The organism is Streptomyces sp. H27-H1 (genome assembly GCF_026627445.1).
Lineage (GTDB): Bacteria > Actinomycetota > Actinomycetes > Streptomycetales > Streptomycetaceae > Streptomyces.
This window is the reverse complement of sequence record NZ_JAPNLJ010000106.1, coordinates 1-6,908: the sequence shown is the minus strand read 5'-3', so window position 1 is coordinate 6,908 and position 6,908 is coordinate 1. Positions and strand designations below refer to the sequence as shown.

3 protein-coding genes and 2 pseudogenes are annotated in these 6,908 nt (G+C 67.4%); 1 reads left to right on the top strand and 4 read right to left on the bottom strand.

All coding sequences use genetic code 11. The features are described from left to right. Positions 1–536 precede the first annotated feature (536 nt). The 3 genes and pseudogenes from OTB20_RS41610 to OTB20_RS41600 form a co-directional block, all read right to left on the bottom strand. Positions 537–1,877 carry a hypothetical protein gene (locus OTB20_RS41610; RefSeq protein WP_267825102.1) on the bottom strand — a complete coding sequence of 447 codons (1,341 nt, stop codon included), beginning with the start codon at positions 1,875–1,877 and terminating at the stop codon, positions 537–539. Positions 1,878–2,030: 153 nt separating this feature from the next. Next, positions 2,031–4,790 carry an AfsR/SARP family transcriptional regulator gene (locus OTB20_RS41605; protein ID WP_267825101.1) on the bottom strand — a complete coding sequence of 920 codons (2,760 nt, stop codon included), beginning with the start codon at positions 4,788–4,790 and terminating at the stop codon, positions 2,031–2,033. A 301-nt stretch (positions 4,791–5,091) separates the two neighbouring features. Then, positions 5,092–5,539, bottom strand: a pseudogene (locus OTB20_RS41600) (transposase); the annotation flags it as partial. Between the two features lie 15 nt (positions 5,540–5,554). Between OTB20_RS41600 and OTB20_RS41595 the strand changes: the two are divergent. After that, entirely contained in the window at positions 5,555–5,929 is a 375-nt protein-coding gene (locus OTB20_RS41595) for a VOC family protein (RefSeq protein ID WP_324290484.1), read from the top strand. Positions 5,930–6,075: 146 nt separating this feature from the next. Here the strand turns inward: OTB20_RS41595 and OTB20_RS41590 are convergent. After that, positions 6,076–6,786 (bottom strand): annotated as a pseudogene (locus OTB20_RS41590) (IS256 family transposase); the annotation flags it as partial. Between the last annotated feature and the right edge of the window lie 122 nt (positions 6,787–6,908).

Here is a 6,908-nt window from a genome sequence, read left to right as displayed (position 1 = left end):
GGCGACTTGGCAAGGTCACCCGCATCAACGGGAGCTTCGTTGCGTTCGTAGCGCCTCCGCCGGACACCGTCACACGGCCACACCAGCGCGTCTACAAGATCAATCCGACTTTGCAACAGCCCTGGGGTGCCGGGGCCCAGGGGGTCCAGGGCTTTCCGGGGGACGGACGTTCCCGCGCCCAGGGCTTGTTGTCGGTTCCGAGCACGATGATGCGGGTGTGGAATTTCCCGTCGATGTATTCGCTTTCGATGAATACCTCGCTCGTGGCGGCTCCCCCCAGACTGATCCAGCCGTCCCAAACGGGATCTGCCACGCGTGTCCACACCGCCTTGTCGGCCCCGATCACAAACTGCTCGAACCAATCCCCGCGACCCCCGGGAAGGGGCCGTTTGGTAATGCCATATTCGCAAACATATATACCGCCCCCGGGAGCAGGGCACTCACTCGCCTGGGCCGGTGCGACACCGACGACAAGCGCTGCGATGAGGGCGACTGCGGCGACAGCCTTATTCGTTCTCTTCACGTGAAATCCTTGCTCACTTATCGAAGGCCTGCACACGCAGTGTCCCGAGGTTACCGACGGATTTCGAGTGCTGCCACAGCTGTTCGTATATGTTGGTGATATAGACGCGTTCGGAACATCCGGTCCGGGTCTTCTTGCCGCCAGGGAGGGGGTTCTTGCACTTCGTAGGCTGCTTTGTCGCCGAGAGTATGCCGCGAGCGGAGACCCCTCCACTCACCGAGTACGCGAAGACGGGGCCTCCGCTGTCGCCGGAGCCGGCGATAAATCTGCCGGCTATCTGCTCTAGGGTGTCGACATGCCGGGTCGAGCCGCTGTCCATTTTGACCCATTGGCTGACCGAGACGACCTTCGCGCCACAGACCTCGCCCATGAGCGCCCCGCTCGCACAGAGGCGCTCACCTACGAAGGCACGACCGTCCGCGGCGACCTTTTCCATACCGCTTGTCACGGGCAGACCTATGCCATAGCCGGTCTGGATGTACTCCATCGCCTGATGCCAGGGTTCAATCTCGATCAACAAGGAGTCGAATTCCTCGCTCGTGTCCACCACTTTGCCGACGGTGGCGTTGCCGGAACCATCGGTGACCGTGTCCCCCTTCTTCCCGCAATGCTGAGCTGTGATCAAATATGTGCGGCGCTGCGTGGGGGATATAGCGGAAAATCCAGAAGTGCATACAGCTCCGTTGATCCGTAGGACCTGTCCTCCCATCCAATTCCCGTGATAGCTATTCCGGTCCGCGATGGATTCCTTCGGCGCCTCCTCGTTGATGTTTACGGGAATACCTCCCGCAAGGTATTTCGAAATGGAATCGACACTCGCCCGATCGTTCGGAAGATGATTCCCGACAGGAAGCGCGGAAACGTCGACGCCTATGTTCAGCGAATCGCCGTCGCTACTCGCTCCCGCAGCCGTGACCGGCGCCCCGCCGATCTTGGCGCCGGAATCCACGATCGCGCGTGCCCGCTCGTCCAGTTCCCTGAACGTGTACCGAGAGGCCCTGACGGATACCTGCATTCCCTTTGCCCGGTGGGCTTCGATCAGGCTGGAGACCCCTTGGGGAACCGCGCCGTTCCAGCTGAGGGTGTATCCGTGGTCCTCCGCCGATATCACAAGGCCGGCGTACCCGGTTTTCGGGTCCTGCTGGGCTGCCCGGTAGACCTCGTTGGCCGCCTCAGAGATCGGTGCCTGGCCCGCCATGGCGGCCTTCTCCGCCGCTACGGTGGCGAATGCTCCGCCCTGACTGGGGGCCTGTGCCTTCTCAGCGCCAGCCACATTCGGCAACACGAGCAGGGAACCGGAAATGGCGAGCGAAATCCCTAGGAGCGCATTCGGCCTGAAGAACTTGTATTTCATGTTTCTGCCTTCTGACATGCCGACAATCCGCCCGCCGCCTCACTACGCATGGCCGGGAGGTCGGTGTGAGCGGCTGCTCTTACGCGGATGCGAGCACCGTTCCATGCCGCGCTGACGTTTCGCTGACGTACTGCTTGCGCACCTCAGCGCGGCTCACAGCCGAGCGTTCACGTCCGCCGTGAGCCGCGCAACCGCCGCGTCGTACCGTGCCCGGAACCCCGCGTCCTCCGACACCCGCAGCAGTACGCCGAGCGCCCGCACCGCCCCGTCGTCGTAGCCGGAGGTCTCCGCCTCCCGCGCCGCCACGCCGAGCCGCCGGAGGCCCTCGGTCTCGTCCCCGAGCCCCAGCAGCGCCTCTCCCGCCGTCGTGAGCAGCAGCACCCGGGACGCGACCACGGTGCCGGGCAGGTCCTCGAAGGCGAGGGCCTCGGTCGCCGTATCGAGAGCCGACTGCCATTGCCCGGTGTCCAGCCGGTAGCGCGCGAGGTGATAGAGAGCCAGTCGTTCGGTGTACCGGTCGTCGGCCTCGCGGGCCAGTTCCACCGCCCGTGCGCATCCCCCCGCGGCTTCGTCCGGGTCTCCCAGAGCGGCCTGTGCCCAGGACAGGACGACCAGCGCGCTCGCCTCGCCACGCAGGTCGCCCGCCCGAGCGGAAAGCGCGGGGGCCATCTCCAGGCACCTCAACGCCTCGTCGCTGCGCCCCTCCTCGGTCAGTACCCAGCCGAGCAGGGCCCGCACCCTCGACTCGGCGGCCGGATCGGCGTCGGCCCGCGCCGCGTCCAGCGCGGTCTCCAGGAGCGGAGTCCAGTCGTCCAGTGCCCACCGCGCCATGAGCGGCCACAGCAGCATGACGATCCGCCAGGTCCTACTGTGCAGTCCGGCCGTGCGTGCGGCGGCCGCCGCCAGCACGAGGTTGTCGCGCTCGGCCGTGTACCAGGCCATGGCGTCGTTCCGGTCCGTGAACCTCCTCACGGCCGTGGGTGCGAGGAAGTCCGGAGGCAGCGGGACGCATGTCTCGTTGCCGGGTTCGGCCGCGGTCGCCGCCGCGAGGGCGGTGACGATGTAGTGGTCGAGCACGCGCGTGAGGGTGTCGGGCCGGGCATCCAGACCACGCGCGTAGAGCCGTACGAGATCGTGCAGCGTCCAGCGTCCTGGCGCGGCCTCCGTGACAAGGTGCGAAGCGACCAGTCGCTCCAGCGTGGCCTCCGCGTCCGCCAGGTCCGTCTGCACCAAGGCTGCCGTCGCGTACCGGTCGAAGCGCGTACCGGGGTGGCGGCCGAGACAGGCGAAGTGGTCTGCGACGTGCTCGGGGAGCTGCCGCACGGTCAGCCGCAGGGCCGCGCGTATGCCAGTGTCCTCGACCTCCAGCAGGCTTAGCCTGTGGGTCGAATCGAGCATTTCGGCGTTCATCTCGCACAACGCCCAGTCAGGCCGATCCGCCAGCCGGGCGGCCGCCACCCGCAGTGCCAGAGGCAGCCCCCCGCACAGCTCGGCCAGCTGTCGCGCGGCCATCGGCTCCGCGAGCACCCGTTCCTCGCCGAGCACCCCGGCCAGGAGAGCCGTGCCGTCCTCCGTCGTGAGTACGTCCACGGGAACGGGCCGGGCGGCGTCGGTGACGATCAGCCCCGGCAACCGGTACCTGCTGGTCACGACGGTGACGCAGCGGGGACCGCCCGGCAGGAGCGGTCTGACCTGCTCAGATTCGCGCGCGTTGTCCAGTACGACGAGGAGCTCCCGGTCGGCGGCGAGTGATCTGAACAGCGCGGCCGCGCCGTTCGCCGACTCGGGCATCCGGCGCGGCGCGACACCCAGGGCCAGCAGGAACTCGCGCAGGACCTCGGCGATGGTCGGCTCGCCCGTATCGCCGAAGCCACGCAGGTCGGCGTAGAGCCGGCCGCCGGGAAAACCGGCGCGCTCGCGGTGGGCCCACTGCACTACCAGCGCGGTCTTCCCGACCCCTGCGGGCCCGGTGACCAGGCAGACGGGAGCCTCGCCCTCGGCAGCCCGGGACAGGGCGACGAGCTCCTGCGCCCGCCCGTGGAAGCCGCGCGGTGCGCGCGGCAGCAGGTCGGCCACGCCGGGGTGGAGAGCGATCGGCGTTATGGACGGGAGAGGTGCGACGTGCACGGTGGCAGCCCGGGACAGGGCCGCTGCATCAACCGCCGTGTCGTCGGCCTCCTCACGCAGGACCACCGCGTAGGCGTAGCCCAGCTCGCGGCCCGGGCCGATCCCCAGTTCGTCGGCGAGCAGGCGCCGGGTGCGGTGGAACCAGTCGAGCGCCTCCGACCGGCGGCCCGCCTTGTGAAGCGCCGTCATGAGGGCGGCCGACAGCGATTCACGCAGCGGGTGGGCAACCGCCTCGGCGTGCAGGACAGCGGCGGCCTGGGCATGCTCGCCCAACTGCCCGTATAGCGCTGCCATCTGCTCCACCGAGCCCAGTCGCAGCTCCTCCAGCGCGTGCGCGGCGGCCTGGAGCGGTGGGCTCGGATACGCGTCGGCCAGCGCGGGGCCCTGCCACAGCGACAACGCCTCCCGGTACATGGCCAACGCCTCGGCCGGGCCGCGTTGGCCACGGGCCAGGGACACCAGCTCTTGGAAGCGGTGCGCATCCAGCCGGGCTTCCGGCATCCGCAGGACATACGCCGTGCCCTGGGTGATCAACTCGACGCCGTACGCCCCGGCGTCGGCACTGATCAATGAGGTCCGCAGCCGCGAAACATGGCCCTGGATGACGCTGCGGGCGCTCGGCGGCGATTCCTGTTCCCAAAGAGCGGCCGTCAACTGCTCTACCAACACCGGATTATTGGGGCGCAGCAGCAGGGCGGCCAGCAGACTGCGCCGCTTGACGGGGCCGAGCGGCAGACCACCGGCCTCGGTGACGACCGACACCGTTCCAAGCAACCGGAATTCCATCCGCCCAATGCCTCCCAGCAAAGAATTCAGGATAGCCCTGCCGGGCCAAGGCCCTGACCCAATGCCACGAAGCTTAAGTTGATCAAGAAATGGTCGGCGGCGTCGCTTCGTCGGGGAACGGCCCGGTGTGCTGCTCAACGCCACGTCAGTCGCACGGCTAGGGTTGCCGCATGGCTCAGGGGTCCGTGGAATCGGTTGGTCCGGTCGCGCGACCAGACCAGGTGTCGTTGGGGGTCTTGGTCGCGGCGGTGCCGCGGTTCAAGGTCGATGAGGCCGAGCGTGCCGCCGCCGACCGGCTGATTCACGCCGCCACCGCCTCGGGGCGTTCGACGAGGTAGCCGCGTTCGAAGCGGGCTCCGGCACGGACCAGGGCGACGAGGTGGGGGGCGTTCACGGCCCGCCAGCGGGCCTGGGCGGACTCGACGAGCTTTGAACACCATCGCCAGGGCCGCCGCGCGACTACCCGCACCCTTGGTCGCCTTCGTGCGCAGGCGGACGGTGGCGAACGTCGACTCGATCGGGTTCGTGGTCCGCAGATGGATCCAGTGCTCGGCGGGCAAGTCGTAGAACGCCAGCAGCACGTCCTCGTCATCGACGATCTTCTTGACGGCCTTGGGGAACTTCACGCCGTACTGCCCGGCGAAGACTTTCACGGCCTTCGCAGCATGCTCACGGTCCTCGGCGTTGTAAATGTCCTGGAGCGCCTTCTTCGCCGCGGGCTGCGCCGACTTCGGAAGGCTGTCCAGCATCACATCGAACTCTGGGTGCCGGATCTCGGCCGCGCGATCTTCTCGCTCGGCTGGCTGCTGGAGGCGCTGGGCTACATCCCCTTCCAGAGCTGGAACAACGGCCGCAGCTGGCGACTCGGGCTGACCTACCTGGTCCTCGAACAGTCCCCAGCCCTCACCGCCGACCGGCACGACCGATGCCGGCCAGGGCTGAACCACCTGGCCTTCCACGTCGAAGACTCAGCCGCAGTCGAGCGGCTGGCCACGGACTCGGCACAACACGGCTGGCACCTGCTGTTTCCCGACCGGCATCCGTACGCCGGCGGCCAACAGCACTACGCCGCCTACCTGGAGAACGACGACGGATTCGAGATCGAACTCGTCGCGATCGCGTCACCACAACGGAAGTGAGACCAACCGATCCACAGGTCTTGACGATTACTCGGCACCGCAGCGTTCACCCTGAACAGCGCCAGGCATCAGCTGGACTGGGGTCTATCATGATTTAGGTGTGATTCGTCTGTTTGGTCTACAGGTTTTTGGTTGGGTTGTTCGGCTCACACTCGTCCGGCGGTAAGGCGGCCGTCGAAGAGGACATCGAACTCGTTCAACGCGGACTTCCAGCGGTTGTTCCAGCGTTGGCGGCCTCGGCCGGTGGGGTCGAGGGTGAGGGTGGCGAGGTAGAGGCGCTTGAGGGCGGCCTGCTCGTTCGGGAAGTGTCCGCAAGCCTGGGCCGCGCGCCGGTAGCGGGCGTTCAAGCTCTCGATCGCGTTGGTGGTGTAGACGACCTGCCGGATGGCGTCGGGCAGGCCGAGGAAGGGCACGAACTCGCTCCAGGCCCGTTCCCAGGTTCCGGCGATCGACGGGTAGCGTTTGCCCCACTTGTCGTCGAAGTCGGTCAGCCGCTGACGGGCCTGGTCCTCGTTGACGGCGGTGTAGACGGGCTTGAGGTCACGGGCGAGTTCGGCCCAGTCGCGGCGTGAGGCGTATCGCAGGCTCGCGCGGAGCAGGTGAACTACACAGGTCTGGACCACGGTGGCCGGCCAGACGGCGTTCACGGCGTCGGGCAAGGCGGTCAACCCGTCGCAGACCAGCATCAGCACATCACGGACGCCCCTGTTCTTGATCTCGGTCAGGACCGTCTGCCAGTACTTCGCGCCCTCGCCGCCGTCGCCGGCCCACAGTCCGAGGATCTCCCGGTAGCCGTCGACGGTGACCGCGATGGCCACGTAGATCGGCCGGTTGGCGACATTCCCGTCCCTCACCTTGGTTCTGTCGACGATCTTGTGATCCGGTGGGGCGGGGTCATCGTGCGAGCAGGACGCGTTTGCGAAGGAGATCGAGGCTGGCTCGGCCGAACATCTGGCGCTTCAGCATCTTCAGCCGGTTG